This window comes from Pseudomonas sp. NFPP12, from assembly GCF_900103205.1.
In the GTDB taxonomy this organism is placed as follows: Bacteria; Pseudomonadota; Gammaproteobacteria; order Pseudomonadales; family Pseudomonadaceae; genus Aquipseudomonas; species Aquipseudomonas protegens.
Genome location: NZ_FMWW01000001.1, coordinates 1,621,474 through 1,648,375, shown reverse-complemented (window position 1 = coordinate 1,648,375; position 26,902 = coordinate 1,621,474). Strand labels below are relative to the sequence as shown.

At 64.7% G+C, this 26,902-nt stretch carries 25 protein-coding genes; 12 read left to right on the top strand and 13 right to left on the bottom strand.

Going from position 1 to position 26,902, the window contains the following annotated elements; translation table 11 throughout:
* Positions 1–115 precede the first annotated feature (115 nt).
* Complete coding sequence (locus BLS75_RS07150) at positions 116–646, top strand: DUF1993 domain-containing protein (RefSeq protein WP_072452381.1); 531 nt, start codon at positions 116–118, stop codon at positions 644–646.
* A 73-nt stretch (positions 647–719) separates the two neighbouring features.
* Here BLS75_RS07150 and yfcF read toward each other — a convergent pair whose 3' ends face one another.
* The gene (yfcF, locus tag BLS75_RS07145) at positions 720–1,352 is read right to left on the bottom strand and encodes a glutathione transferase (RefSeq protein ID WP_072452380.1); all 633 of its coding nucleotides are present in this window, start codon (positions 1,350–1,352) and stop codon (positions 720–722) included.
* A 419-nt stretch (positions 1,353–1,771) separates the two neighbouring features.
* On the opposite strand from yfcF, the gene BLS75_RS07140 reads away from it, so the two are divergent.
* Both BLS75_RS07140 and metE read left to right on the top strand, forming a co-directional pair.
* Positions 1,772–2,101 (top strand): hypothetical protein, encoded by a 330-nt coding sequence (locus tag BLS75_RS07140; protein WP_015635164.1) that lies wholly within the window; start codon positions 1,772–1,774, stop codon positions 2,099–2,101.
* Positions 2,102–2,314: 213 nt separating this feature from the next.
* Positions 2,315–4,603: a 5-methyltetrahydropteroyltriglutamate--homocysteine S-methyltransferase gene (metE, locus tag BLS75_RS07135; RefSeq protein ID WP_072452379.1), complete on the top strand. Its 2,289-nt coding sequence runs from the start codon at positions 2,315–2,317 to the stop codon at positions 4,601–4,603.
* 413 nt (positions 4,604–5,016) lie between these two features.
* On the opposite strand, the gene BLS75_RS07130 is transcribed toward metE, so the two are convergent.
* Positions 5,017–5,913: a DMT family transporter gene (locus BLS75_RS07130; protein ID WP_015635166.1), complete on the bottom strand. Its 897-nt coding sequence runs from the start codon at positions 5,911–5,913 to the stop codon at positions 5,017–5,019.
* A gap of 107 nt (positions 5,914–6,020) precedes the next feature.
* On the opposite strand from BLS75_RS07130, the gene BLS75_RS07125 reads away from it, so the two are divergent.
* Entirely contained in the window at positions 6,021–7,355 is a 1,335-nt protein-coding gene (locus BLS75_RS07125) for an aminotransferase-like domain-containing protein (RefSeq protein ID WP_072452378.1), read from the top strand.
* Positions 7,356–7,366: 11 nt separating this feature from the next.
* Here BLS75_RS07125 and BLS75_RS07120 read toward each other — a convergent pair whose 3' ends face one another.
* The 5 genes from BLS75_RS07120 to BLS75_RS07100 form a co-directional block, all read right to left on the bottom strand.
* The gene (locus tag BLS75_RS07120) at positions 7,367–8,995 is read right to left on the bottom strand and encodes a methyl-accepting chemotaxis protein (RefSeq protein ID WP_011060705.1); all 1,629 of its coding nucleotides are present in this window, start codon (positions 8,993–8,995) and stop codon (positions 7,367–7,369) included.
* A 246-nt stretch (positions 8,996–9,241) separates the two neighbouring features.
* Positions 9,242–10,123 (bottom strand): alpha/beta fold hydrolase, encoded by an 882-nt coding sequence (locus BLS75_RS07115; RefSeq protein ID WP_072452377.1) that lies wholly within the window; start codon positions 10,121–10,123, stop codon positions 9,242–9,244.
* Positions 10,124–10,210: 87 nt separating this feature from the next.
* The gene (locus BLS75_RS07110; RefSeq protein WP_015635171.1) at positions 10,211–10,732 is read right to left on the bottom strand and encodes an alpha-ketoglutarate-dependent dioxygenase AlkB family protein; all 522 of its coding nucleotides are present in this window, start codon (positions 10,730–10,732) and stop codon (positions 10,211–10,213) included.
* 54 nt (positions 10,733–10,786) lie between these two features.
* Positions 10,787–11,104 carry a hypothetical protein gene (locus tag BLS75_RS07105; protein WP_072452376.1) on the bottom strand — a complete coding sequence of 106 codons (318 nt, stop codon included), beginning with the start codon at positions 11,102–11,104 and terminating at the stop codon, positions 10,787–10,789.
* A 107-nt stretch (positions 11,105–11,211) separates the two neighbouring features.
* A complete protein-coding gene (locus BLS75_RS07100; RefSeq protein ID WP_072452375.1) occupies positions 11,212–11,937 on the bottom strand; it encodes a murein L,D-transpeptidase catalytic domain family protein in 726 nt (241 codons plus the stop codon).
* A 153-nt stretch (positions 11,938–12,090) separates the two neighbouring features.
* Between BLS75_RS07100 and BLS75_RS07095 the strand changes: the two genes are divergently transcribed.
* On the top strand, positions 12,091–13,659 hold the full coding sequence (locus BLS75_RS07095; RefSeq protein ID WP_072452374.1) for a L,D-transpeptidase family protein: 1,569 nt from the start codon (positions 12,091–12,093) through the stop codon (positions 13,657–13,659).
* 38 nt (positions 13,660–13,697) lie between these two features.
* Here BLS75_RS07095 and BLS75_RS07090 read toward each other — a convergent pair whose 3' ends face one another.
* Entirely contained in the window at positions 13,698–14,624 is a 927-nt protein-coding gene (locus BLS75_RS07090; protein WP_072452373.1) for a LysR family transcriptional regulator, read from the bottom strand.
* Positions 14,625–14,777: 153 nt separating this feature from the next.
* Here BLS75_RS07090 and speB point away from each other — a divergent pair, with 153 nt between their 5' ends.
* The 4 genes from speB to betA all read left to right on the top strand — a co-directional run bounded on the left by speB (position 14,778) and on the right by betA (position 20,751).
* A complete protein-coding gene (gene speB, locus BLS75_RS07085) occupies positions 14,778–15,755 on the top strand; it encodes an agmatinase (RefSeq protein ID WP_072452372.1) in 978 nt (325 codons plus the stop codon).
* Positions 15,756–15,841: 86 nt separating this feature from the next.
* Entirely contained in the window at positions 15,842–17,350 is a 1,509-nt protein-coding gene (locus BLS75_RS07080) for an aldehyde dehydrogenase family protein (protein ID WP_072452371.1), read from the top strand.
* Positions 17,351–17,488: 138 nt separating this feature from the next.
* Positions 17,489–19,057, top strand: coding sequence for a purine-cytosine permease family protein (locus BLS75_RS07075; protein WP_072452370.1), 1,569 nt, complete (start codon positions 17,489–17,491; stop codon positions 19,055–19,057).
* A 2-nt stretch (positions 19,058–19,059) separates the two neighbouring features.
* Complete coding sequence (betA, locus tag BLS75_RS07070) at positions 19,060–20,751, top strand: choline dehydrogenase (protein ID WP_065364709.1); 1,692 nt, start codon at positions 19,060–19,062, stop codon at positions 20,749–20,751.
* Positions 20,752–20,818: 67 nt separating this feature from the next.
* Here the strand turns inward: betA and BLS75_RS07065 are convergent, their stop codons facing one another.
* Positions 20,819–22,696 carry an amidohydrolase gene (locus BLS75_RS07065; protein ID WP_072452369.1) on the bottom strand — a complete coding sequence of 626 codons (1,878 nt, stop codon included), beginning with the start codon at positions 22,694–22,696 and terminating at the stop codon, positions 20,819–20,821.
* A gap of 114 nt (positions 22,697–22,810) precedes the next feature.
* Between BLS75_RS07065 and BLS75_RS07060 the strand changes: the two genes are divergently transcribed.
* A complete protein-coding gene (locus tag BLS75_RS07060; protein WP_072452368.1) occupies positions 22,811–23,182 on the top strand; it encodes a hypothetical protein in 372 nt (123 codons plus the stop codon).
* A 3-nt stretch (positions 23,183–23,185) separates the two neighbouring features.
* Positions 23,186–23,368 carry a DUF1289 domain-containing protein gene (locus BLS75_RS07055; protein WP_072452367.1) on the top strand — a complete coding sequence of 61 codons (183 nt, stop codon included), beginning with the start codon at positions 23,186–23,188 and terminating at the stop codon, positions 23,366–23,368.
* 51 nt (positions 23,369–23,419) lie between these two features.
* Here BLS75_RS07055 and BLS75_RS07050 read toward each other — a convergent pair whose 3' ends face one another.
* The 3 genes from BLS75_RS07050 to BLS75_RS07040 form a co-directional block, all read right to left on the bottom strand.
* Positions 23,420–24,061, bottom strand: coding sequence for a LysE family translocator (locus BLS75_RS07050; protein ID WP_072452366.1), 642 nt, complete (start codon positions 24,059–24,061; stop codon positions 23,420–23,422).
* A gap of 139 nt (positions 24,062–24,200) precedes the next feature.
* A complete protein-coding gene (locus BLS75_RS07045) occupies positions 24,201–24,752 on the bottom strand; it encodes a hypothetical protein (protein WP_072452365.1) in 552 nt (183 codons plus the stop codon).
* A 67-nt stretch (positions 24,753–24,819) separates the two neighbouring features.
* Positions 24,820–25,578 (bottom strand): hypothetical protein, encoded by a 759-nt coding sequence (locus tag BLS75_RS07040; RefSeq protein WP_072452364.1) that lies wholly within the window; start codon positions 25,576–25,578, stop codon positions 24,820–24,822.
* A gap of 323 nt (positions 25,579–25,901) precedes the next feature.
* Here BLS75_RS07040 and BLS75_RS07035 point away from each other — a divergent pair, with 323 nt between their 5' ends.
* Positions 25,902–26,576 (top strand): ATPase, encoded by a 675-nt coding sequence (locus BLS75_RS07035; protein WP_072452363.1) that lies wholly within the window; start codon positions 25,902–25,904, stop codon positions 26,574–26,576.
* Between the two features lie 89 nt (positions 26,577–26,665).
* On the opposite strand, the gene BLS75_RS07030 is transcribed toward BLS75_RS07035, so the two are convergent.
* Complete coding sequence (locus BLS75_RS07030; RefSeq protein WP_235436975.1) at positions 26,666–26,884, bottom strand: hypothetical protein; 219 nt, start codon at positions 26,882–26,884, stop codon at positions 26,666–26,668.
* Between the last annotated feature and the right edge of the window lie 18 nt (positions 26,885–26,902).

The following is a 26,902-nucleotide window of genomic DNA, read 5'->3' as shown; positions in this document are numbered from 1 at the left end:
CTGGCATTGTCCGCGGCTTGAGAGAGGGGGGACATCTGCTAGGATCCATCGGCTTTTATGGCGGGGCGACGGGCAGCACCCGGCCCCTGTGTCTTGATCTCATCGAGGAACACCCATGTCGATCTACGCAATCACCGTTCCCTGTTTTGCCCAGATGCTGCGCGCCCTGGAGGGCTTTCTCGCCAAGGGCGAAGAGCAGGCCCGGGAGCGGGGGTTCGAACCCCAGGTGCTGTTGCAGTCGCGGCTGGCACCGGACATGTATGACCTGGCGGCCCAGGTGCGTTTTGCCTGCACCCAGGCCCGGGAAGCGGTACAGCGCCTGAGCGGGCAGCCTGTGACTGCATTGCAGGCGCCGGCCGGTATGGCCGAGGCCAGGGCACTGATCGAAGACACCCTGGCGTTCCTGGCGGCGGCGGACCGCGAGCTGATCGACAGCAGTGGCCAGCGGGCCATCGCCATCGAGCTGCACAACGGTATTGCCTTCGACATGACCGGCGAGGAGTTCGCGCGCAACTGGGCGACGCCGCAGTTCTATTTCCACCTGGTCACGGCCTACAACATCCTGCGGCACAACGGTGTGCCCCTGGGCAAGGCCGATTATGCCCAGCACATGTTCGCCTACCTGCGCCAACCGCAAGAAGCCTAGCCGCGCCGGCCGCAGACTCCCCGGCCAGCGTCAGGTCAACGGCCGATGGCCGCATCACCCGGCGCTCCAGGCCCTACGGCGCCGGTCGCGGCAACTGCACCCATTCCTGCACTGCCGGCCGTTGCCACTGGCGCCGGGCATAGTCCACCAGGTTCGCCGGCACCGGGTCACCGTTGAGGATCAGCCGGTTGAGCATCAGCGCCAGGTCGACATCGGCGATCGACCACTGGCCGCACAGGAAGTCGCGGCCATCCGCCAATAGCTCCTGCGCGGCCTCCACCAGGGTGTTAGCCGCCGCTTGGGCCTGGGGCGACAGCGGTTCGCCCTTGCAGCCGTAGAACACCACCAGGGTCGTGCGCTCCTGGCGGATCGGCAGCAGGTCGCTGCGCAGCCAGGCCTGGACCTGGCGGGCCTTGGCACGCTGGCGCAGGTCCTGGGGATAGACCGGGTTGTGCGGGAACAGCTGTTCCAGGTATTCAGCGATGGCCGAGGATTCGGACAGGGCAAAATCGTCCAGCACCAGGGTCGGCACGCGCTGGGTCAGGGACAGGCGGGTGTAGGCCGGCTCGCGGTTCTGCGCGGCGTCCAGGTCCAGGGGCAGCAGGTCGAAGTCGATACCCTTTTCCCGCAGCACCACGAACACGGACAGGGCATAGGGGCTGGTGAACTGGGCATCGACGTACAGGCGCGGGCGGGAAGCGGTCACGGCGGTCTCTCCAAGGGGGGAGCGCCCACGCTAGGAGATCCGGGTCGATAAATAAAATGCAGGTTTTTTATCCGTGCATTCCTCGTAGGAATACTGGCGTTTCGGCCTCCGTGCGCGATGCAGCCGTGGCGATGCGGTTCTGGAGTCGCGGGCGGGCGTCGGAGGCGGACCGGGGCGCGCAGCAGTGGCTAGCGTCGGTTATCGAGTCGGCCCACGGCGGGCCCACCCGGGGTGCGGAAAAACCCGGCTTCAGCGTGTTGCAGTTGATCGACTGGCGTCAGCGGCGGGTGCGCCTGTGCCGCGCGAGTGGCCAGCATTGGCAGGCACATTGCCTTGATCGAGAAGGCAAAGTACTGGCCCCGGGCAGTCTGAAGTGTCGCCAAAATCACTTTATTTTCAGGTGGTTAGGTGACCGCAAAATGCGCCATGTGTTGATTACGCTGACTTCGTTTGCCCTGTTGGGCGGGGCTTCTGCGGCCCAGGCCCGGGAGCTGGCGGCCAATGACCGGTATGTCTGCAGCTGGGGGGCGGGCACTGCCGCCAGGGCCCAGGAATTGAAGTTGTCCGGGGTGTCGCTGTATGCGGCGCGGCAGAAGATCCAGACCTACAAGTTCAGCAAGGGCTGGATGCGCATGATGGCCCTGGGCATTACCGAGCAGACCTACGACAGCCCCTCGCGGATCAAGCCCGAGGCATTGCGCAAAAGCTTTAACGAGGATTGCCTGAGGTATAAGTTGGCTCGCCGCTGACGGGGGCGCAGATCTGCACCGGGTCGCAGGCCTGTAGCTGGCCCGGGCCACCCCGGGCAGCAGCCTGAAGGGCGCGCGGCCTCCTGCGGCAGTGTCTGATCTGCCTGTTTGATCATGAATGGAACTTGTGATCATCGCGATTAAAATGAGTTTGTCTCACCAAGTGCCGAGTGCCGACAATGGCTTCCATCAAACACAGGGGAGTTGCATGTCATGGCTTTGGCCCATTCTCTAGGATTTCCGCGCATTGGCCGCGACCGTGAACTGAAGAAAGCGCAAGAGGCGTTCTGGAAGGGCGAACTCGACGAAGCCGGCCTGCGCGCCGTGGGCCGTGATCTGCGCAAGACTCACTGGGAGCTGCAGAAAAACGCCGGGATCGACCTGCTGCCCGTGGGCGATTTCGCCTGGTACGACCAGGTTCTGACCCATTCCCTGATGTTCGGCGTGATTCCCCAGCGTTTCCGTCCGCAGCATGGCCCAGCCACCCTGCAGACCCTGTTCGGCATGGCGCGTGGCGTCAGCGACGGCTGCTGCGGCGGTGCCCACGCCCAGGAAATGACCAAGTGGTTCGACACCAACTACCACTACCTGGTGCCTGAATTCGGCGCCGGCCAGCAATTCCAGCTGGGCTGGGAGCAGCTCTTCGAAGAGGTCGAGGAGGCCCGGGCCCTGGGGCACGCCGTCAAGCCGGTGCTGATCGGCCCGCTGACCTACCTGTGGCTGGGCAAGGCCAAGGGCGCCGAGTTCGACAAGCTGGAGCTGCTGGACCGCCTGCTACCGCTGTACGGCCAGATCTTCCAGCGCCTGGCGGCCCAGGGCGTGGAGTGGGTGCAGATCGACGAGCCGATCCTGGTGCTGGACCTGCCCCAGGATTGGAAAAACGCGTTCGAACGCGCCTACAACCAGATCCAGCGCGAGCCGCTGAAAAAACTCCTGGCGACCTATTTCGGTGGCCTGGAAGAGAATCTCGGCCTGGCCGCGAACCTGCCGGTGGATGGCCTGCACATCGACCTGGTACGTGCTCCCGAGCAGTACCCGACCATCCTCGATCGCCTGCCGGCCTACAAGGTGCTGTCACTGGGCCTGGTCAATGGGCGTAACGTCTGGCGCTGCGACCTGGAAAAAGCCCTGGCCACCCTGCAGCACGCCCATGAGCGCCTGGGTGAGCGCCTGTGGGTGGCGCCTTCCTGCTCGCTGTTGCACAGCCCGGTGGACCTGGACCGTGAAGACCAGCTGGACGCCGAGCTCAAGAGCTGGCTGGCCTTCGCCGTGCAGAAATGCCAGGAAGTGGCGGTACTGGCCCAGGCGGTGAACCAGCCGCAGGCCCAGACGGTGCTCAAGGCCCTGGAGCAGAGCCGCGCCGTACAGGCCAGCCGCGCGGCCTCGCCACGCATCCACAAACCGGCGGTACAGGCTCGGGTGGCGGCCATCACCCCCAAGGACAGCCAGCGGCGCTCAGCCTTCACCCAGCGCATCGCCAAGCAGCGCGCCGGCCTCGACCTGCCGCTGTTCCCCACCACCACCATCGGTTCGTTTCCGCAGACCGCCTCGATCCGCCTGGCGCGCCAGTCGTTCAAGCAGGGCAAGCTGAGCGTGGCCGAATACACCGAAGCCATGCACAGCGAAATCCGCCACGCGGTGCTGGTACAGGAACGCCTGGGCCTGGACGTGCTGGTGCACGGCGAGGCCGAGCGCAACGACATGGTCGAGTACTTCGCCGAGCAGTTGGACGGCTATGTGTTCACTCGTTTCGGCTGGGTGCAGAGCTACGGTTCCCGGTGCGTCAAGCCGGCGGTGATCTTCGGTGACCTGAGCCGCCCCAAAGCCATGACCGTGGATTGGATCCGCTACGCCCAGGGCCTGACCGACAAGGTGATGAAGGGCATGCTCACCGGCCCGGTGACCATGCTGATGTGGTCTTTCCCGCGCGAAGATGTGAGCCGCGAAGTGCAGGCCCGGCAACTGGCCCTGGCGATGCGCGACGAAGTGCTGGACCTGGAAGCCGCCGGCATCAGGATCGTGCAGATCGACGAAGCCGCGTTCCGTGAAGGCTTGCCGCTGCGCCGGGCGCAGTGGCAGCACTACCTGGACTGGGCCACCGAAGTGTTCCGCCTGTGCGCCTCTGGCGTGCGTGATGAAACCCAGGTCCACACCCATATGTGCTACAGCGAATTCAACGATGTGATCGAGTCCATCGCCGCCATGGATGCGGACGTCATCACCATCGAGACCTCGCGTTCGGACATGGAGCTGCTGGACGCCTTCGAAGCCTTCGCCTACCCGAACGAGATCGGCCCGGGCGTCTATGACATCCACTCGCCACGGGTGCCGGATGCCTCGGAAATGGCCAACCTGCTGCGCAAGGCCGCCCAGCGCATTCCTGCCGAGCGCCTGTGGGTCAACCCGGACTGCGGCCTGAAGACCCGCGGCTGGCCGGAAACCGAAGCAGCCCTGGTGCACATGGTCAACGCGGCCCGTCAGTTGCGTAAAGAACTGGCCTGATCGGCCAACCCCGCCACCGGAGCACGTCGGCGTGCTCCGGTTTTCTGCTTCCAGCATGGCATCGGGGGCAAGTGGCGCGAGGGCGAGCAAGCAGGTAGCGGAGGCCGGTGCGGCGCATCTGATCCGTATTTTTCTTGCGCATCTGCGTCTGTTATCAGAACAGCCATGGTTTGAAAATGGCGCGCCCGGCCGGCTTTACGGCTGGAGACCGGGCCCGCTGCACCGCATACCTACTGTTCAGGAGGCCTGATGACTAAGATGGCGTTTTTCTTGTTTGGATTTTTAGCCTTGACCATCGCGCTCGGTGCGCTCGCGACTATCTCTCCGACCTGACCCCCGAGCCCTTTGCGGTTCTTGCTTCATATCCCCGCGCAATCAGTGGCAGCCCGGCAAGCGCCGCCACTGCCTTGTACTTATTTGGAACACTTTCGTGCCCCGACCACGCAGAGGATCACCGCCACGGTGACCCCGAGCATGCCCAGGCTGACGTGCTCGTGGAGCAGGCCGGCGGCCAGGGCCAGGCCGAAAAAGGGTTGCAGCAACTGCAACTGGCCGACAGCGGCGATCCCGCCCTGGGCCAGCCCGCGGTACCAGAAGACAAAACCGATCAGCATGCTGAACAGCGATACGTAGCCCAGGCTGACCCAGGCCGGCAGGCTGATGCCGCTAAAGGAGGCGGGCATGCTGAACAGGGTCAGTGCGGCCATCAGTGGCAGCGACAGCACCAGGGCCCAGGAGATCACCTGCCAGCCGCCCAGGGTGCGCGACAGCTTGGCGCCTTCGGCATAACCCAGGCCGCATACCAGTACGGCCAGGAGCATGAGCAGGTCACCCTCGGGTGAAGCCGTGAGGCCCTGGGACAGGGCATAGCCCACCACCAACAGGCTGCCGAGCACCGAGAACAGCCAGAACACAGGGCGCGGCCGCTCGCCGCCGCGCAGCACGCCGAACACCGCGGTGGCCAGGGGCAACAGGCCAAGGAACACGATGGAATGGGCCGAGGTCACGTACTGCAGGGCCAGGGCCGTGAGCAGCGGAAAGCCCAGCACCACGCCCAGGGCAACGATGGTCAGGGGCAGGAGCTGGGCGCGGCTCGGACGGCGCTGCTTGAACAGCAGCAGGATGCACAACGCCAGGAGCCCGGCGATGGTGGCCCGGGCCACGGTGAGGAATAGCGGGTCGAACTCCAGCACCGCGACCCGGGTGGCCGGCAGTGAGCCGCTGAAGATCAGCACGCCGATAAAGCCGTTGAGCCAGCCACTGGCGGTTTTTTCCAGGGCTGGGGATTGCAGGGTCGATGTCCGTTCCATTCGGGGAGTGCTCAAGAAGTGGGAGGCCGCAGCGGCGGGGCTTGTGTCGAGCCCATCCTAGGATTGAAAATCAGCACAATCAAAAAATTGTCATGGATACAGCGCCTATGGCCCGTGCCCGCTACAAACAACTGGTGGACACCTTTGCCGCCGATATCCGTACCGGCATCCTTGCCCCCGGCACCCGCCTGCCCACCCATCGCGAGCTGGCGGCGCGGGAAGGGCTGGCCCTGGTCACTGCATCGCGGGTCTATGCCGAGCTGGAAGCCATGGGCCTGGTCAGCGGCGAAACCGGGCGTGGGACCTATGTCCGGGAAACCGCCTTGCCGCCAGGGCAGGGCGTGGACCAGCCCGCTACGGCACCGGGCACCCTGGACCTGAACTTCAACTACCCGGCGTTGCCCGGCCAGGCCGAACTGCTGCGTAGCGCCTTGCGCCAGTTGGCGGCGACCGGCGACCTGGAAGCCTTGCTGCGCTACCAGCCCCACGCCGGGCGCAGTCATGAGCGGGCCACGGTAGCGCGCTACCTGGCAGGCCATGGGCTGGTGGTGGAGGGCGAGCAGGTGCTGCTGGTCAGCGGCGCCCAGCACGGCCTGTCGACCACCCTGATGGCGTTGCTCAGGCCCGGTGATGTGGTGGCGGTGGATGCCTTGACCTACCCCGGGTTCAAGGTGGTGGCCGAGGCCCACGGGCTGGAACTGCTGGCCATTCCCCTGGGCGAGCAGGGGCCGGACCTGGAGGCCTTCGAGCGCCTGTGCCAACGGCGGCGGGTGCGCGCGGTATACGCCATGCCGACCCTGCACAACCCCATGGGCTGGGTGCTGGACCTGGCCTGGCGCCAGCGCCTGGTGGCGATTGCCCGGGCCCACGGGCTGCTGATCATCGAAGACGCCGCCTACGCCTTCCTGGCCCAGGATCCTCCCGCGCCGCTGGCTGCCCTGGCACCAGAGACCACGGTCTACATCTCGGGGTTCTCGAAGAATGTGGCCACCGGCCTGCGGGTCGGTTATGTGGTGGCGCCGCCGGCCTGGGTGGCGCTGATCGAGCGTGCGATCCGCACCAGCACCTGGAACACCCCGGGGGTGATGACCGCCATGGCCTGTGCCTGGATCGAGGACGGCACGGTGGCGCGCCTGGAGCACCAGAAGCGCGAGGATGCCCAGGCCCGCCAGGCCCTGGCCCGGGAAGCCCTGGCCGGGCTGGCCTATGTCAGCCATCCGAACTCCTACTTCCTCTGGCTGCCCTTGCCCGAGGAAGTCCGGGCCGATCAGGTGGCCATGGCGCTGCTGCGGGAGAAGGTCTCGGTGTCCACCGCCGAGCCCTTTGTCGGCGCCGGCCCGGTGCCCCACGCCATTCGCCTGGCGTTGGGCTCGGTGGCCATGGCCGATCTGGGCGTGGCGCTAGCCAGGGTCCGGCAGGTGATCGGCCGCTACGCCTTCTGAAGCGGCAAGCGTCAAAGCTTGAACTGGGTCACCAGGGCATTGAGGTCCACCGCCAGGCGTGACAGCTCCTGGCTGGCGGCATTGCTCTGGTTGGCCCCGGCCGAGGTCTGGGTCGACAGGTCGCGGATATTGATCAGGTTGCGGTCCACCTCGCGGGCGACCTGGGCCTGTTCCTCGCTGGCGCTGGCGATCACCAGGTTGCGCTCGTTGATGGTGGTGATGGCCTGGGTGATCTGGTCCAGGGCCAGCCCCGAAGCGCGGGCGGCTTCCAGGGTCAGGTGGGCGCGCTCGTTGCTGTTGCGCATGGCACTGACCGCACCTTCGGTGCCTTCCTCGATGGTGTTGATCATGCTCTCGATTTCCTGGGTCGACTGCTGGGTGCGATGGGCCAGGGCCCGCACTTCGTCGGCGACCACGGCGAAGCCGCGTCCGGCGTCCCCGGCCCGCGCGGCCTCGATGGCGGCATTGAGCGCCAGCAGGTTGGTCTGTTCGGCAATCGAGCGGATCACTTCCAGCACCTGGCCGATATTGCGCACGTCCACCGCCAGGTTTTCCACCCGCTGGCAGGTCTGAGTCACGTCTTCGGCCAGTTGGCCGATGGAGTCGACGGTGTGCTGTACCTGCTCGCGGCCGTGATGGGCCGTGCGGTCGGTTTCCTGCGAGGCTTCGGAGGTGCTCACCGCATTGCGCGCCACTTCCTCCACGGCGACGGTCATTTCATTGACCGCGGTGGCCGCCTGTTCCACTTCGTTGCTTTGCTGGTGCAGGGTCTGGCTGGAATGCTCGGTGACCGCGTGCAGTTCCTCGGCGGCGGAGGCCAGCTGGTTGGACGAATCGGCGATCCGCTGCAGGGTGCCGCGCAGGCTGGCCTGCATGGTCTGCAGGGCGTGCAGCAGGCGCGCCGGTTCGTCCTTGCCGCTGACTGCGATGCTCTGGCCGAGATCACCGCGGGCGATGGTTTCCGCTACCTCCACGGCCTGGCCCAGGGGGCGCACGATGCTGCGGGTCAGGAACAGGGCCAGGACGACGGTCAGGGCCACCACGACCAGCATGATCAGCAGGACCATGCCCACCGCACCTTTGAACACCTGGTTGCTTTGCGCCGCCGCGGCGATACCGCCCCGGGTGTTGACGTCGATGATGGTCAGCAATTCCTTGAGCATGGCGTCGGCATTGGCCAGGAACGGGCCGCCGTCGACGATGTCGATCGCCGCTTCCTTGTGGCCCTGGCGCATCAGGTCGGTGATCCGGTGCTGGTCCTTGAGGTACAGCGCCTCGGCTTCGACAAAACGCTCGTAGGCGGCGCGTTCGTCGTCGACGTTGATCAGTTTTTCATAAGCCTGCTGTTGCCGATCCTGCTGTTGCTCCAGTTCGTTGAGGCGCGACAGCAAGGCCTGCACGTCACCGCTGTCGCGCACCACCAGCATGCGCAGGGTCAGGGTTCGGATCTGGGTGCTGGTCAGGGCCAGGGCATTGGCGGCAACGATGGATGGCTGCCAGTTCTGGTCGACCTCAAGGGATTGCTGGTTCATGCGTTGCATTTCCAGCAGGGAGAAACCTCCCAGGGCCAGGGCCAGCAGGGCGATCAGGGCGAAGCTGAACCCTGCGCGGCGGGAAATGTTCATCGTTCTCAAGAGCATGACTGTGTTCCTTGTGGCGGCAAAAAGTACAACCGGCGAGGCGAGTCGCGGTTTGCATCGGTGCGGTGCGCGGTGGGGCCAGGCCCCACGGCACCGTCGGCTTTTTGCACACAAGGCAGGCGGCAGGCGCATCTGATCGGCGCCTTTGTCCAGTGCTTTCCAGGATCGACAGGTTGCACGGCCTGCCTGGAAAACCCGCCAATGATAGCACGGTGACATCTGTCGCGGGCGCCTGGCCCGCGGCTTTCACCGGCCTTCGGTCTGGAGAAAGCCCTGGATGGAGCGGGCGCTGGTGGCCGGGTCGACCTGCATGAAGCAGTGCTGGCCATCGATCACCTGAGTGCTCAGGTGCCGGTTGATGGCCGCCCAGCGCTTGATCGAACGAGCCACGTAGGGGTAGCTGTCGCGGCCATGGATCACCAGGCTTGGGGTCTTCACCTGGCGCAGCGAGCGCCACAGGCGGCGGGGAAAGGAGCTGTAGATATCCACTTCGCGCTCGGGGGCGCATTTGAGGGCCACGCCTTGTTCGTCGTCCTTCAGGCCGTGTTCGACATAGGCGGCCAGGGCCGCGTCGCTCCAGCCCTTGAAGATGCCCCGGTTGGCCAGCGCGGCCTTGGCGGCGGCGCGGTCCGGCCAGCGCCGGCGGCGGGCGGCGGCCTTGCGCGCGAGGCTGTGGCGGCGGTTCAGGCCCAGGGCCGACAGCACGCCCAGGGAGCCGATCATGGAGGGGGTGAAGATCACCGGGTCCAGCATCACCGCCTTGCGAAACAGTTGCGGGCGTTCGGCGATGATCAGGCAGGTGAGCACCCCGCCAAAACTGTGGCCCAGCGCATAGCGCGGTACCTCGCCATAGGCATCGAGCCCGGCTTCGAAGGCTTCGGCTGCCAGTTCGGCGGTGCGGTTCCAGCCCAGGAACGGGCCGCCGTGGTCGGTATCGCCGTGGCCCTGGACGTCACTGAGCCACAGGTCGAAGGACTCGGCCAGCAGCGCCAGCATCGGCTGATAGGCCATGGAGCAGAAACCGTTGCCGTGCAGGAAGTGCAGCAGCGGCTTGCCCGAAGGCGCTGAGCGCAGGCCGCGCAGGGTGAAGCCTTCGGGACAGGGGTAGGACCAGGGAAGCAACTGCATGGGGCCTCGGGGCAAACGCTGAATACAGCCGGGCATTGTCGATGGCCCGGCCCTTGAGTCAAGGGCCGATCCTGACCGAGTCCAGCACTACCCGGTCTTGAGCTGGCGAAACGACAGGCTGATGCGCTCGCCGGCGTCCGGCGCCTTGGGGATCGCGTGCAGCCAGTGTTTCTGCAGTTCGTCCGACATGTGCAGCAGCGAGCCGCTGGCCAGGCTGTAGTCGAAGGTGGCGCCGCTTTCCTTGTGGCGAAAGACCATGGCCCGGGCGTGGCCCAGGGAGACGATCACCACCCCGGTGCCTGTCACCAACTGTTCATTGGCGTCGGAATGAAAGCCCATGGAGGATTGGCCGTCGGGGTAGCAGTTGAGCAGGCAGTTGTTGGGGCGAAAGCCCAGCAGTTGCTCGATGGGCCCGCACAACTGCTCCAGCGCTTCGGGCATCGGCACGGCGGGGTAGGTGATTTGCGAGTAGTCGTAGGGCGCGCCGAAACTGGCGGTCTTGCGCGCACGCATGCGCTCGTCCCACAGCACGGAGTCCTTGAGGTGGTTGAACAGCCGATGCGGGTCGGCGATGAAGTCGGGGAAAAAGTCGATTTCGGGTGGAGTCATGGGAGTACTGCCTGTCGTGAAGGACAGCGCCTGCGGGGGGGCAGGGCGTGATCCTTATCGGTCCTTGATGGGTGCCTGGAGTGTGCCGCCTGCCACCGACTGGATAAACTGTGCGGCCTTTTGCCCCAGGTCCGCCTGGGAAGCGCGGATCAGCAGGACCAGGGGCGCCAGGGACAGTGGCTCGATGTCCAGCCGTTGCTGGCTGGAATTGCGCAGTATCAGGGTCAGCTCGGTCCACTGGTCATCGTCGGTGGTCCGGCTGTCGCCATCGGAATCCACATTGCAGCCAGCGCCCCACAGGCGTTCGGCCACCCGGTAGAACGCCGGGCGTGGTCCGGGCTGTTGCAGAAGCAGGGCATGTGGCGAAGGCATGGCGTGGAGCTCGGGCGAGGTGGCGTTCCAGGTCGGTAACGGTATCTCGCCGCCAGCGTGCGGCGCAACTGCGAAGAGGGCAGGCGCCGAGCATCCGGCCGGCTTGCTCAGCCGCCGTTGGCGCTGAGGATGCTCGCCACCTGGCGTGGCTGGCAGTTGAGGTAGGGCGAGGTTTTCAACCAGCGCTGGTCCGGGTACCAGGAGAACATGAACTGGCCATCCTTGAGCTTGTCTATCACCTGGCGCGCCACTTGCGGGCGCACCGCGGGGCAGCCCTGGCTACGGCCGATGCGGCCCTGGCGCTGGCTCCACAAGGGGTTCACGTAGTCGGCGGCATGGATCACGATGTCGCGGTCCCGGGCCCGGTCGTTGAAGCCCGGTTCCAGGCCGTCCATGCGCAGCGAGTAGCCATGGCTGCCTTCATAGCTTTCCTGGGTGCGGAACAGGCCCAGGCTGGATTGGTAGCTGCCCAGGCGATTGGAGAACTGGGTAGCGAAGTTTTCCCCGGATTTCTGCCCGTGGGCCACCAGGTCGCGCAGCACCAGTTTTTTGGTCCGCAGGTCGAAGATCCACAGGCGCCGTTCGGTGGAGGGCTGCGAGTAGTCGATCACCGCCAGGTGGCGGGCTTGTCGGGCGCCGCTGCCTACCGCGCATTGCATGGCGCTCAGGGCACTTTTCAGGGCCTGGGGATTGAGTTGCGGGGCGGCGTGGGCGAGGCTGGCGTACAGCGTGGGGCTGGCGACGGGCTGGACTTTACTGGCGGCGAAGGACGAAATGGAAAAGGCGCCCAGGGCAATGGCCACCAGGCAGAACCGGCACAAGAAATTCAACATGTATAGAGCGTCCCCATGGTCACTTTGGCTCCTGACGTCCTGTCGTTCCCCCGGCAGTCTGGTCTATATGTTTAACGCCCAGGCCCGATTGTTTTCCGCATCTGCCGTAATGGTTGGCCGCCCGCTGGGCGCCCACGGATTGGAGTAAAGCAGTTGTTCAAAAAAACCGCATGTTACTTGACCCTGTGCCTGCTCGCTGCGCCATTGGTCGCGCTGGCCGATGAGCTGCCACAGCTGTCGGCGAGCCCGATGCAAACGGCGCTGACGCAACTGGCCGTGGCCTGCCCGGCCCTGGCGCCGCGGCTCAATACCCCGGCCCAGCAGCTGTTGCAGGGCTTCTACCAGCAACAGGGCGAACAGCAAGTGTGGTCCGTGGCGGGCCGCCTGGCCAGCTTGCAGGCGCAGTTGGCGCAACTGGTGGACGACGGGCTGGACCCGGGCCACTACCGCCTGCCGCAGGCGAGCTCGGCGGGAGATGGCCTGTGCAGCGATATCGATATCACCCATCAGTACCTGCAAGCCCTGCAGGACCTGCATTACGGTCGCCTGGCGCAAAGCCGCTTCGAGCCTATGTGGCGGGCCCAGCCGCTGCCGGACGATCGCCAGAGCGCGCTGCTGGCGATTGCCGTGCCGGGCATTGCCCACATCGCCACGGCCTTCGAGCAGGCGCGCCCCAGCCTCGCGCAATACCGCAACCTGCGCCAGGCCTATGCCCATGAGCGCCAGCAACCCTTGCCCCAGTGGCAGGCCGTGGCCGGCGGCCCGTTGCTGCGCCCGGACATGCAGGACAAGCGGGTGCCGGACCTGGCCCTGCGCCTGTACCACGGCGGCTACCTGCAAAGCCCGGTGGTCAACCCGGACAACGCCTACAGCGGCGAGCTGGTCAGCGCGGTGAAGAACTTCCAGCTTGGCCATTCGCTGCAGGCCGACGGTGTGGTCGGCGCGGGCACCCTGAAAGAGATGAACATCAGCCCGGCCGAGCGCCGCGAACAGCTGCGCATCAACCTCGAACGCCTGCGCTGGCTGGCCCAGGATTACGAGCCGAACCTGGTGCTGGTGAACGTTGCCGCCGCCCAGCTGACCTTCTATCAGCACGACGCGGTGGTCTGGCAGACCCGCACCCAGGTCGGCCGCGCGGAGCGCCAGACGCCCTTGCTCAAATCCCAGGTCACCCGGCTGACCCTGAACCCCACCTGGACCGTGCCGCCGACCATCCTCAAGGAAGACAAGCTGCCGGAAATCCGCCGCGACCAGGGTTTCCTCAACCGCCAGAACCTGCAGGTGCTGGATGCCAACGGCCAGCCCCTGGCGGCCGAGGACATCGACTGGGACCGCCCCGGCAACATCCTCCTGCGCCAGGGCGCCGGCCCGCGCAACCCCTTGGGGCGCATCGCCATCCGCTTCCCCAACCCGTTCTCGGTGTACCTGCACGACACCCCGAGCCAGGCGCTGTTCAGCAAGGGGCCGCGGGCCTTCAGCTCCGGCTGCGTGCGGGTCGAGCAGGCCCTGCAACTGCGCGACTGGCTGCTCAGCCCGGCGGAGCGGTTGCGCACCAACGAGCTGTTGGCCACCGGCCTGACCCACGAGTTCCGCCTGGCCAAGCCGGTGCCGATCCTGCTCAGCTACTGGACGGTGCAGGCCGACAGCCACGGGCAACTGCTGTATGCCCCGGATATCTACGGGCGGGATATGCCCCTGGCACTGGCCCTTGGCTCGCGCTGATGGCGTGCGACCGCAAGGGCCAGGGGCAGGGCGGTGCGTCAGCTTCCTGGGTATGAGGGCCCGGGTTGACGCGAACAGGCGGCGAGGTCTTCCAGAAAGACCTCGAGGATCGGCGGCGGTGTGCTGCCGCGTCGGGTGATCACATCAAAGGGTGACATCAACCGCAGGCGCTCGGGCGCCAGTTGGCGCATGTCGCCGCAGGTGACCCACTGAGCGGCGAAATGGGTGGGCAGAAAGCCCAGGTAGGCGCCGGAGATGATCAGGATTGCCAGGGCCTCGATGTTGTCCACCGTGGCGGCGGCCTTGCTGACACCCAGGCATTGCAGGTCGTGTTGCTGCATGTAGCCGCGCGCGACAACCCGGCTCGCGGCCACTTCCTCAAGCAGTTCGACGGTCTCGGCCTGGCTGGCGAACAACGGGTGGTAGCGGCCGCAGTACAGCCCCAGGGCCTCCTGGTACAAGGCGCTGTGCAACAGGCCCGGTACGTGGATCGGGAAGTGCCCGATGGCCAGGTGCAGGCGCCCGTCCAGCACCCGCTCTTCCAGCTCCGCCGGGGTGCCCACGTAGACATTCAGGTGCACGTCATGCCCCCTGGAGACAAAGCGCTGGGTGGCCCGCGGCAGCGGTGAGTCGGGGTCGCTGATGGTGGTATCGATGATCCCCAGGTTGAGCTGGCCGCTGATGTGCTGCTTGAGCACATCGGCATCCATGCAGAAGTTCTCCACCGCCGACAGCAGGCGCTGGGTCGCCTCATGAATCGCTACCCCCTGCTCGGTCAAGCGGAACCCGCCGCGTCCGCGCTGGCAGAGTTTGACCCCGAGCCGGGTCTCCAGATGAGTCATTTGTTCGCTGATGGTCGACTGGCCGGTATTGAGCGCCGCCTGCGCCGCGGAAAAACCGCCGCAACGGACGATGGTGGCAAATACCCTGAGCAGCTTGAGATCGACATCGTGCAGTTGAATCACTGGACACCTCCCGCCTGTGGACACATCGGCAATGCCGATATGAGTATCTGATGTTCAGCATTTTCTCCATATAAACCAGCGCTCATAGTCGATTCAACGGCGGCGGCCGCACCCGCCCGCCCCAGCGAATAACAAGAAATGGAGACGCTGAACATGTCGAAGCACGGTTATGAGTCCGGCCGCCTGAATCTGCCTTTCGTGGGCCATTGCACCTTTGCCAAATCTCCGGTGTGCACCGACTGGGACACCCTGGATGCCGATGTGGCGATTCTCGGGGTGCCCAACGACATGGGTACCCAATGGCGTTCCGGTGCGCGCTTCGGGCCGCGGGGGATCCGTGAGGCCTCGACCCTGTTTTCCTTCGGCCACGCCGGAGCCTACGACCACGAAGACGATGTGATGTACCTGACCGCGGACGATGTGCGCATGGTGGACGTGGGCGATGCGGATATCGTTCATACCGACATGGCCACCAGCAATGCCAACACCGAGTTCGCCGTGGGCAAGATCCTGCAGGCTGGGGCCATGCCGGTGGTGCTCGGGGGCGATCACTCGGTGCACGCTCCGGTGATCAAGGCGTTCGAGGGGCGCGGGCCGATCCACATCATTCACTTCGATGCCCACCTGGATTTTGTCGATGAGCGTCACGGCGTGCGCTACGGCCACGGCAACCCACTGCGCCGGGCTTCGGAGATGCAGCACATTGTCGGCATGACCCAGATGGGGATCCGCAACGTGTCCTCATCCAACCGCGACGACTACGAGGCGGCCCATGCCGCAGGGTCGAAGATCCTCTCGGTCCGCGAGGTCCGGCGCCTGGGCACTGAAGGCGTGCTCGCGCTGATCCCCGAGGGCATCGACTACTACATCACCATCGACATTGACGGTTTCGATCCCTCGATCGCCCCCGGCACCGGCACGCCCAGCCATGGCGGGTTCCTCTACTACGAAGTGCTGGAGATCATCCAGGCCCTGGCCAGGCGCAGCCAGGGGCGGATCGTCGGCATGGACCTGGTGGAGGTGGCGCCGGTCTACGACCCCTCGGGCATCACCTCGATTCTGGCGGCGCAGCTGCTGCTCAACAGCCTCGGTTTCATCTTCCATGAGCGCGCCCAGGCTCGCTCCCGGTAATGAGACACACCTGCCTCCGGCACCGACCCGGGGCGATCAGCGAAGCACAGTGACTCGACGCCCAGCGTCGGGCAGAGGGCATGAACATGGACACGATCGTCAAGCAGTACCTGCAACAGTTCGCAATCAGCGAGGCCACCCAGCGCTTTCTCGGCAAGGCGCAGAAGATGTTCATCGGTGGCGCCTGGGTCGATGCCAGCGACGGCCAGATCGCGCAGGTCCGCGAGCCGTCCACCGAGGGCCTGCTCACCCATATTCCCATGGGCACCGTGGAGGACCTGGAGCGTGCCGTGAGCGCGGCCCGCAAGCAGTTCGACGGCGGTGAATGGAGCCTGCTCAAGCCGCTGGAGCGCGAGGCGATGATTCACCGCCTGGCGCAACTGATTGCGGACAACGCTACGCAACTGGCGGAAATCGAATCGATCGACATGGGCAAATCGGTGGCCAGTGCCCGGGATGTCGATATCCAGGGTACGGTCGACACTTTGCGCTATTTCGCCGGCTGGGCCAGCAAGCTCCACGGACGCACCGTCGAGCCCTCGTTGCCGGGCAATTACCTGGCGTACACGCGCAAGGAGCCGGTGGGCGTGGTCGGGGTGATAGTGCCCTGGAACTTCCCGTTGCAGACCCTGGCCTGGAAGCTGGGTGCGGCCCTGGCCACCGGTTGCACGGTGGTGGTCAAGCCCGCCGAGCTGACGTCGCTCTCGGCCTTGCGCTTCGCCGAGCTGGTGGAAGAGGCGGGTATCCCCGCCGGGGTGATCAATATTGTCAGCGGGCGTGGCAGCGTGATCGGCGCGGCCATGGCCGCGCACCCGGGGATCGACAAACTGAGCTTCACCGGGTCGACCCCGGTGGGCCGTACCGTGGGGCGCGCGGCGTTGGACGACATGAAGCGCCTGACCCTGGAACTGGGGGGCAAGTCGGCGGTGCTCGTGCTGGCCGACGCCGACTTGCGTGCGGCCGCCGAGGCCGTGGCCAACGGTGTGTTCTTCAACTCGGGGCAGGTCTGCGACGCCGGTACCCGTGCCTATATCCACCACAGCATCTATGACGCGTTTCTCGATGAGCTGATCGCCTACACCCGGACCTTGAAGGTGGCCCCGGGGCTGGACCCGGCCTGCTTCATCAGCCCCCTGGTATCGGCCCAGCAGAAACAGCGGGTCAGCGAGTACATCGAGATCGGCAAGGGCGAGGGCGCCCAGCTGGTCTACGGCGGCCAGCCGCTCGAGGGGCCGGGGTACTTTGTCGAGCCGACCATTTTTGCCCATTGCCGCAATGACATGCGCATCGTCCAGGAAGAGATCTTCGGGCCGGTTCTGGTGACCGCGCCTTTCGACGATGACGAGCAGGCGCTGGCACTGGCCAATGACTCGCTCTATGGCCTGGCGGCGGCGATCTACTCCAACGACCTGGGCCGGGTTCACAACCTGATTCCGCGTCTGCGGGCCGGCTCGGTGTACGTCAATGCCCACAGCACCATCGACCCTGCGATGCCTTTTGGTGGCTACAAGCTGTCGGGGTTCGGCAAGGACCTGGGGCCGGAGCAGCTCGACCACCTGATGGAAACCAAGGCGGTCTGGATCACCCTGCCTTGACAGGCGAGCCTGCCTTTACCGACTTCGGGCGTCCTTGGGGCGCCCGCACATCCCCCGTCAGAGCCTGCAGGAGGTGCCCAGGCATCGAGTACCGCACCAGTGCCCCGTCATGATATCGACCAACAATAAGAGCCCATCATGAACACTAATGCCCAGCCTGCCCCGAGTGTCTCCAGTGCCGACAACGGCTCCGTTGTCGAAGTCCATTCGATCGATTACATCCCGGAAAACGAGCGCACCGACAAGCTCTCCAGCCAGGGGCCGTTCTGGTTTCTGGGCAACTTCACCTTCTTCACCATGACCATCGGCTTTGTCGGGCCCAGCGTCGGCCTCACGGCGTTCTGGACCACGGTGACCGGCACGCTGGGCATCATGTTCGGCACCTTGTTCATGGCCTTCCATGGTTCCCAGGGGCCGCACCTGGGCTTGCCGCAGATGATTCAGTCCCGGGCGCAGTTCGGCTATCGCGGGGTGGTCCTGGTGCTGCTGGCGACCCTGTTCGTGTTCGCCGGTTTCAACATCGTCAACCTGGTGCTGATGATGCAGGGGCTGCAGACGTTGTTCGGCTTCGATCCGCTGCTGGTGGCCCTGGCGGTGACCGTGCCGGGGGCGACCCTGGCGATTCTTGGCCACGACTGGATGCACCGCAGTTTCAAGTGGGCGCTGTACCTGTCGCTGCCGCTCTATGGCCTGGTGAGCCTGGCGGTACTGATGCACTGGGTGCCCGATGCCCAACCGCTGGCCGTGGCGGCAGGCGGCGTGGCTCCGCAGCCCCTGGGCTTCAACTGGTCCGGCGGCGTCGCCCAGTTCGCCGCCGCGGCCAGCTACAACATCGCCTATGCGCCTTATGTGTCCGACTACTCGCGCTACCTGCCCAAGCACACCCACAGCGGCAAACTGATCGCCGTGGTGTTCCTCGGGGCTTCGTTGTCCGGCGCCTGGATGATCGCCGTGGGCGGCTGGCTGGCCGACCACCTGCATTCCACCGATGTGCTGGTGGCACTGGGGCAGGTGGGCAACACCTTGTCACCGCTGGTGGGCACGGCGGTGGTGCTGGTGACCATCCTGGCGTTCCTGCCGGTGATCGCGATGAACATCTACAGCGCCAAGCTGACCACCCTGACCTGTGTCGATTCGATCATCAGCATCAAGCCGACGCGCAAGGCTCGGATCCTGGCGATTCTCTTCGTGATCCTGTTGCAACTGGGCGTGGCCCTGAGCATCCAGCGCTCGAACCAGGGGCTGTCGGTGCTGAGCATCTACCTGGTGGTGATGCTGTATTTCCTGGTGCCCTGGACTGCAGTCAACCTCACCGACTACTTCTTCGTGCGCAAGGGGCGCTACGCCATCACGCACTTCTTCATGCCCCGGGGCAACCTCTACGGCAGCTGGGGCCTGCGCGGGATCGTCGCCTACGCCATCGGCTTCGCGAGCATGATCCCCTTCTTCTACATCTACGACGGCGTGGAGCAGCGCGAGGTCTATGTCGGCCCGCTGGCCAGGGCCCTGGGCAGTATCGACGTTGCCTGGCTGGTGGGGCTGCTGGTGTCCGGGGTGGCCTACTACGGCCTGAGCCGTTCGCTGGACCTGGCGCACGAAGAGGCGGTGATCCTGCGCCTTGAGGACGCCGCGGGGGCGTGCGCCGAAGGGCTCGCGCAACCCCGCGAGGCGCTGCCGATTCTCAATCAATTGACGGTCGGGAGATGACCATGAGCAGGCAAACATTCGACTACATCATCATTGGTGCCGGATCGGCCGGCTGCGTGCTGGCCAACCGCTTGAGCGAGGACCCGGGCACCTCGGTGCTGGTCCTGGAGTTCGGTGGCAGCGACCGTAGCGTGCTGATCCAGATGCCCAGCGCCTTTTCCATGCCGATGAACACCAGCAAGTACAACTGGCGCTACCAGACCGAGCCTGAGCCCTACCTCGACGGCCGGCGTATCCATTGCCCGCGGGGCAAGGTACTGGGGGGCTCGTCCTCGATCAACGGCCTGGTCTACATCCGCGGCCACGCCCATGACTTCGATGAGTGGCAAGCCCTGGGGGCGCGGGACTGGGGCTATCGGCACTGCCTGCCGTATTTCAAGCGGGCGGAAGACTACGAGGCCGGCGGTGACAGCTACCGCGGGCAGGGCGGGCCGTTGCACACCAACAATGGCAACAACATGCACAACCCCCTGTACCGGGCCTGGATCGATGCCGGTGTCGAGGCGGGCTACATCAGGACCGAAGACTGCAACGGTTTCATGCAGGAGGGCTTCGGCGCCATGCACATGACGGTGAAGAACGGCGTGCGCTGCTCGACCGCCAATGCCTACCTGCGACCGGCCATGGGGCGCCCCAACCTGACGGTGCTGACTCAGGCGATGACGCGCCGAATCCTCTTCGAGGGCAAGCGCGCGGTGGGCGTCGCCTATGACCGTCAGGGGCAGGTCCATGAAGTGCGGTGCAACCGCGAGGTGCTGGTTGCCGCCGGCCCCATCGGTTCGCCGCACCTGCTGCAACGCTCCGGGGTCGGGCCGGCCGAGGTGTTGCGCAAAGCGTCGATCGAGCCTCGGCACGTGCTGCCGGGAGTGGGGGAAAACCTCCAGGATCACGCCGAGGTCTACATCCAGTTCGGCTGCAAGGAGCCGCTGACCCTCAACAGCAAGATGGACCCGCTGAGCAAGCTGCTGATCGGTCTGCGCTGGTTGCTGTTCAAGGACGGCCTGGGGGCCAGCAACCACTTCGAGGCCGGTGGCTTCATTCGTTCCGAGCAGGGCTTGGGTTGGCCGGATATCCAGTTTCACTTCCTGCCCGCGGCCATGCGCTATGACGGCAACAAACCCATCAAGGGGCATGGCTTCATGGTGCTCACGGGCCCCAACAAACCCAAGAGCCGCGGCCATGTGCGGGCCCGTTCCGGCGACCCGTACGAGCACCCGGAAATTCTCTTCAACTACCTGCAGCGCGAGGAGGATCGCGAGGGTTTCCGCCGTTGTGTGCGCCTGACCCGGGAAATCATCGGCCAGCCGGCGATGGACCGTTACCGCGACGGCGAGATTGCGCCGGGGCCGCAGGTCAACACGGATGCACAGATCGACGAGTTCGTGCGGGCGAACCTGGAGAGCACCTATCACCCCTGCGGCACCTGTCGCATGGGCGAGGACGAGATGGCCGTGGTGGATTCCGAACTGTGTGTCCACGGTCTTGAAGGCCTGCGAGTGATCGACTCGTCGGTGTTTCCCAGCGAGCCCAACGGCAACCTCAATGCGCCGACGATCATGCTCGCTGAGCGTGCCGCCGACCTGGTGCGCGGGCGTAAGCTGCTGGTGGCTGACGAGGTTGCGGTGGGGTTGGCCCCGGATTGGGAAAGTCGCCAGCGTCCGGGGTCGCCGGTACGCAAGGTGAGGGTTGAATGACCGCGAGGAGGAAAACCCTGCGCCGGCTGCCGTCTAGAGAACACGACAGCCGGCGTTGGGTTTTACCTTACTGGGCGGGCGCCAGCCGGTCGTAGATCACATCCAGGGCCGGGCCCAGGTCGCCGTCGCCCTGGGCCACGGCCTTGATGCCCTGGGGCACCGGCAATGACGGATCGCCATGCATCCCGAATGGCGGCGGCAAGCCTGCCACCTTTGCCGGACGCTCATAGATCACCCGGCCTTCCTTGACGGTCTTGAGCACTTGGATCTCGCTCAGGGTCTCGGGTTTGACGGTCAGCGGGTTGGCCGAGAGCACCGCGAAATCTGCCAGCTTGCCTGGGGTGATCGAGCCTTTGCGGTCTTCTTCGAAATGCTGGTAGGCCGACCACAGGGTCATGGCCTTCAGCGCCTGCAAGGGCGTCACCCGCTGGTCCGGGCCGAGTACGTAGCCGCTGCGGGTGGTGCGGTTGACCGTGGCTGCCAGCACTCGCATGGAGTCCGGCAGGGCCACCGGTGCATCGTGGTGGGTGGTGAATTTCATCCCGGCCTGGAGCACCCACTGGGTCGGCGAGATGTTTTCCGCGCGTTCGGGCCCCAGCACCGACTGGCGATGCCAGTCGCCCCAGTAGTAGGTGTGCATGGGGAACAGGGAAGGGAAGATCTTCAGTTGCTTGAGTTCGGCCACCTGGTCCTTGCGCAGGGTCTGGCCGTGGATCATTACCGGCCGCACATCGACCCCGGGGTAGGCCTGTTCCGCGGCACGCATGGAACCGAGCAACTGGTCGATGGCGCGGTCGCCGTTGGTGTGGGAAAGGATCTGCCAGCGGTTGGCCAGGGCCTCTTTATAGATGGCCAGGGCGTCGGCGTCCTTGACCACGCCGTAGCCGGCATAGCTGGCGTCCTGGCCCTGGGGCGGCTTGAAGTAGGGCTGGCTCAGCCAGGCCGTCTTGCCCTGGGGCGAACCGTCCAGGGTCAGCTTGACCCCACCGATGCGAAAGTGCTGGTTGTACACCACCGGCTGGTTGCTCGGGTGATACCAGGGGGCGACCATCAGTTGCTTGACGCCGGGGGTGAGGATATCCGGGTAGGAGACGATGTCCGCCAGCAACTTGCCATCGCCCGCGGCCTTGATCGCGGTCATGACCTGGTCCGGGGAAGAGCGGCCGTCCTGGATCGTGGTGTAGCCATAGCTGACATACAGCTTCTGCCCGGCGCTGAGCATGTCCACCGCCTGGTCGGCGGTGAGCTTGGGGAAGATCTTGATCAGGGCGTTGAAGAAGGCGTTTTCCTCCAGCACTCCGTTGGGCTCCTGGCTGCCGTCGACGCGGCGGATCACCCCGCCTTCCGGGTTGGGGGTCGACGCGTCGATCCCCGCCAGTTCCAGCGCCTTGCTGTTGAGCACCCCCAGATGCGAGGACTGGTGGACGATGGCGATGGGCAGGTCGCGGGTCACGGCGTCCAGGTCGGCCTTGGTGGGGTGGCGCTGTTCCTGCAGCTGGGAATCGTCATAGCCAAAGCCGAACAGCACGCCGAACTGCTTGGGGATCGGCGACTGCTGCTCAAAGCTGCGCAGGGTTTCCTGGAGCCCGGGGATGCTGTTGTTGGTTCCATCCGGTGGCGGCAGCAGGTTGGCGCTGGCAGCCTGGAAACCCACCATCGACACATGGCCGTGGGGGTCGACGAAGCCCGGTAGCAGGGTCGCGCCCTTGAGGTCGAGCATCTGCGTGGCCGGGCCCTTGTTCTTGAGTACGTGTTGCCGGTCACCCACGGCGAGGATCTTGCCGTCCTTCACCGCCACTGCCTGGGCCTTGGGGTGCTGGTCATCGATGGTGATGATCGGGCCGTTGAACCAGATGGCGTCGGCCACCGGCGGCGTGGCCGCCAGGGCGCTGGCACTGGCGAGCTGGAGCGCTGCCACGAGCAGCGCGAAGGAGGTCTTTTGCATGTGCGTTCTTCCTTGAAGCGGGCAGGAGCGCACTAGCCTAGCCGCAAAGCGCCGCCGCGGGCGAGTGGCTTGAGGTATGGTGTGCGGCCTTTTAGCTGCGACTCAAGGCTTGTCATGCCATTCAACAAACGCCAGCAGGCGGCCACGGAGCGCCTGCTGGCCGCCACCCTGACCGAAGCCTGCGAAGCCGCCAAGGCCGAAATCGTCGGTTTTTCCTGGCTGACCCACGAAGTGGACTACGCCGCCTTTGCGGCGAGCCTGGTGGTGGTCTGGGTCTTCGACACCCAGGCCCACAAGGAGCAGGCCCTGGCGGCCGGGCAGGGCGCGCGGATGCTCGAACTGACGACCCGGGCCCTGGAAGAGGCCGATGTTCACCTCGACGCCCTGGAAACCCGTGTGTTCTTCGACAGCGAAGAGCAATGCCGGCGGATCAATGCTGGCGATTGGGCGCAACGCCTGAAGCGCCTGTGCCCGGGCCGGGGTTGAGCCATGGCCAAGGAAATCGACAACCCCTGCATCGCCCTGTGCCGCCTCAGTGGCGACCTGTGCGTGAGTTGCGGACGGACCAAAGAGGACATCCGTCAATGGAAGCGCATGAAGCGCCCGGAAAAGATGGCCGCGGTGCAGCGCGCCAGTGCGCGGCTCAAGGCCTTGCAGAAAAAGAAGGGTTGAAGGCTGCTTCACTCTCCGCAAGGCAGATCAGGTTCCTGGTCAGGCGCCTGATCAAACCGTCTGGCGCCGCATGGCCAGGATGCTGGTGCCGAAGAAGATAAAGGTCGACCCCACCACCCGATTGACCCACTTGGACAGCGCCGGGCGGGTCAACACGCCCTTGGCCCGGGAGGCCAGCACCGCGTAGACGCTGAGAGAGACCAGCGACAGCGCCATGAAGATCAGGGTCAGGATGAAGAACTGCGGCAGCAGCGCGGCGTGCTGGTCGATGAATTGCGGGAACAGGGCGGTGAAGAAAATGGTCGCCTTGGGGTTGGTGGCGGCGGTCAGGAAGGCCGACTTGAACAACTTCAGACGCGGCGGGAGCGCGAGCTTGCCGTTGTCGGCGCTGCTGGCGCTCAGTAGCTGGCTTTTACTGAACAGCTGCTTGGCGCCGAGGTAGAACAGGTAGCCGGCACCGACGATCTTCACCGCGTTGAAAACCCATTCGGAACTGGCGATCAGCGCGCCCAGGCCGAGCATGGCCGCGGCAGACATGCAGAACAGCCCGCTGACATTGCCCAACGATGACCAGATAGTGGACTTGGCCCCGTAGGCCACGCTGTTGTGCAGCGCCACCAGGGTAGCGGGGCCGGGGCTGGCAATGGCGATGGCCGCCACCAGGGTGTAGGTCAATATCGAGTGAGCATCCATGGTTCGGACTCGTCTTGCGGAAAAAGGGGGCTTGATTCTATCGGGGGCAGCACCAGGCTGTAAGCCAAAAACTTCCAGGCTGCGTCTGGGCGGTTTTGGACTGCAAGTGCCGCGCTCGGTTGGCAATTGTCAGTAGCGCCTAGAGGGCATTGCGGTGATACACCGTCAGATCGCAGGACGACGCAATGATCAGCGTACGGCCGCTGTAGGAAAAGCCAAAAGCTCTGTATCCGGCTTCAATGGCCAGCTTGTGGAAAACCGCCGGTCGATTGATCTGGGCGCCATACAGCCAAGATCCAGGCTCCACCAGCAGCAGGTGATGTTCGGGCCATGCCAGGGAAACACTCTCGACCTTCCAGCCGTCGTTGCTACCCAGGGGCAGACTGCCGCCATTGATACCCGACATGGCGATGGTCTTGCCCGCTAGAGGCCCAATCCTCTGGGCCTCGAGGTAACGGTTGCTTTCGACGTCCTGCGTATAGTCCCGGGCAATTTTTTCACCCGTCAGACAGTCGATGACACTTCGTCCTGAACTGGAGGTCACCAGCAACAGCTCAGACTCACAATCGAAACCGACTTCCAGCAGGCTGCCTGCGGCTCGTTCAGTGACCAGCTTCCAAGGTTCCGGAGGCGGGCTGATGGGGCATTGAGCGATGGTGCGACGCAAGGTGTCCAGGTGCGAGGTATTCATCCGGGGCTCCGCTGACGGTTCCTGATTTATCGAGTGTTCAGGCACCGGCTGGTTGGTCGAGGTCGATTTACTGCATGGCCACGTCGCTGAACTTGAGGGTCAGCGGGTCATTGTTGCCATCACGAAATACCAGCTTGATGGCCGGGGTTTTGCTCATTTTGTTGTTACTTTGCTGAAAGATCAGGGTGACCCGGGTCGGTACATTGCGAATCAGCTGGAAGTCCAGCCAGGAATGGGACTCGACCTGACCCACCCGAATGGAGTTGAAGGTCAGTGGTCCGCCGGATTCGTCGAACAGACGAGTGCCATTGTCGAAACTGAAATTGCGATCAAGGTTGAGGTTGGTCAGCTCGAATGAGCAGGTCGGCAAACGGCCGATGTTTTCACAGCCTTCCAGTTCGAAACGTACGTTATCCAACACTTCAATGCGTCGGCCCAGGAGGTTGTTGCCTTCGTTTTCGACAATCTTGGCCTGCAGCTTGGCGAATTCGAACGAGGGTTTGGCGTACTCGGTGCCAAGGATGAAAAAACCGAAGGAGAGGATGCAGGCCAGGCCGAACTGCAGCACGCCTCTCAGCAGGGGCGTGAGGTTGCGCATCTGCCAGCCCAGGGATACCGCCCCCAGGAACAGGAAGGTGCTGACCAGCAACACTACATTTTTCCAGCTGATGAAGCTGAAGCCGAAGACGCTGGGATCGGGGACCGCATAAGTAATCAGGGCCCACAGACCGCTCAGTACGACCCCGAGGCCCGCCATTCCACGAGTGATCAATGAGGTGAGTTTCTGGGTGCGGGTCGACGGTGCGATTGAATCTTGAGATGACATCAACGGTACTGGCTCCTTGTTCCGTAGTCGGATCATGCGTTCTTGCAGGCGTTTGTCAGGCAGTTTTTCCAGTGGACCTCATGGCAGAGGAATACTGTCCGGTTATGGCGAGTTGCCATTATCCAGTATCGACGGGAACGGTAAAGCAGAGTCTGTTTTTGCAGTCCTGGGCGCGGGCGATCAATGCAAAAGCAGCTCGAGTGTCCAGGCCTTTTACATCATTGCTGCAATCGATAGTTATCATCAAAAAGTGCAGGTTCCGTTTTTCCAGCAAAGGAGGAAGATGGCGCTTACACCGTGCTGGCTGCAGAAGGAAACACCCGATGAGAATCTCGACTCTATTGACCCTTGTGGTTGTCTTGATCGCGGGAACCGGTGCTTCTGCGACAGCCTTCGCCGCCGATGACATGTCCTGCCACTTCTTGCCCATGGCCGACAGCGGCGCCGATCTGCGGCACGCCCAGTCGGTCGGGGTGCTGTACAGCGAAAACACCCTCAATACCCTGCAATACCTGGAGCACTACCACTCGGTGGCGCTGAACGGGGCGAAAAATGCCGGGCTCGACCCGCGCATCAGTGCGGCCTTTGTCGACAGCTCTGATCCGCAGCGGGCGATCAACTGGTTGATGGCGTCGTTGCAGAAACACTTCGCCAGCGTGACGCTGTATGACAGCCTCGATGCGCTGGTCCAGGCCCGCCCCGATGCGGTGGTGATGCTCGACACCTACAACCAGCTGGTGACCAAGGGCAACAGCAAGGTGGAAGCGCGGTTTATCGCCAAGTTCTATGACGCCAACCTGCAATACATCGGCCAGGCCGAAGGCATCCAGGCCAAGGTCCTGCCGTCGGTCTGGGTACGGGGCAAGGCGGCGCCGGAGATCGCTGCGCAGATCAACCAGCAGACCGAGTTGCAGGTCGATGCCCTGAAGCAGTTCGACGCATCGCTCAAGGCCCTGGTGAGCCAGAGCGAAGCGGGGCAGATGGCGGCCAACAAATGATGAGTTGCAGGCAGGCCTGATGAAAAAAAGCCCCGAATGTTCGGGGCTTTTGCTTTGTGCCTGGCCGGGGGCAGCCTGTGGCGCGGCGCCTAGGCCGAGGCCAGCACCCCCGCGACCAGCAGCGCTATGCCCAGGTACCAGCCCCAGAGAAAGGGCCGGGCTTGCGGGTCTTTCCTGGCGTAGACGTACACATAGAAGGGAATGAACAGGCTGAGGATGGCATTGCCCAAAGAATTCTTCAGGGCCACGCAGAAAATCGCGAACTGCATCGCCACCGTAAGTGCCAGCCCTGACAGGATCAGCAACATAACCATTGAATCGTCTCG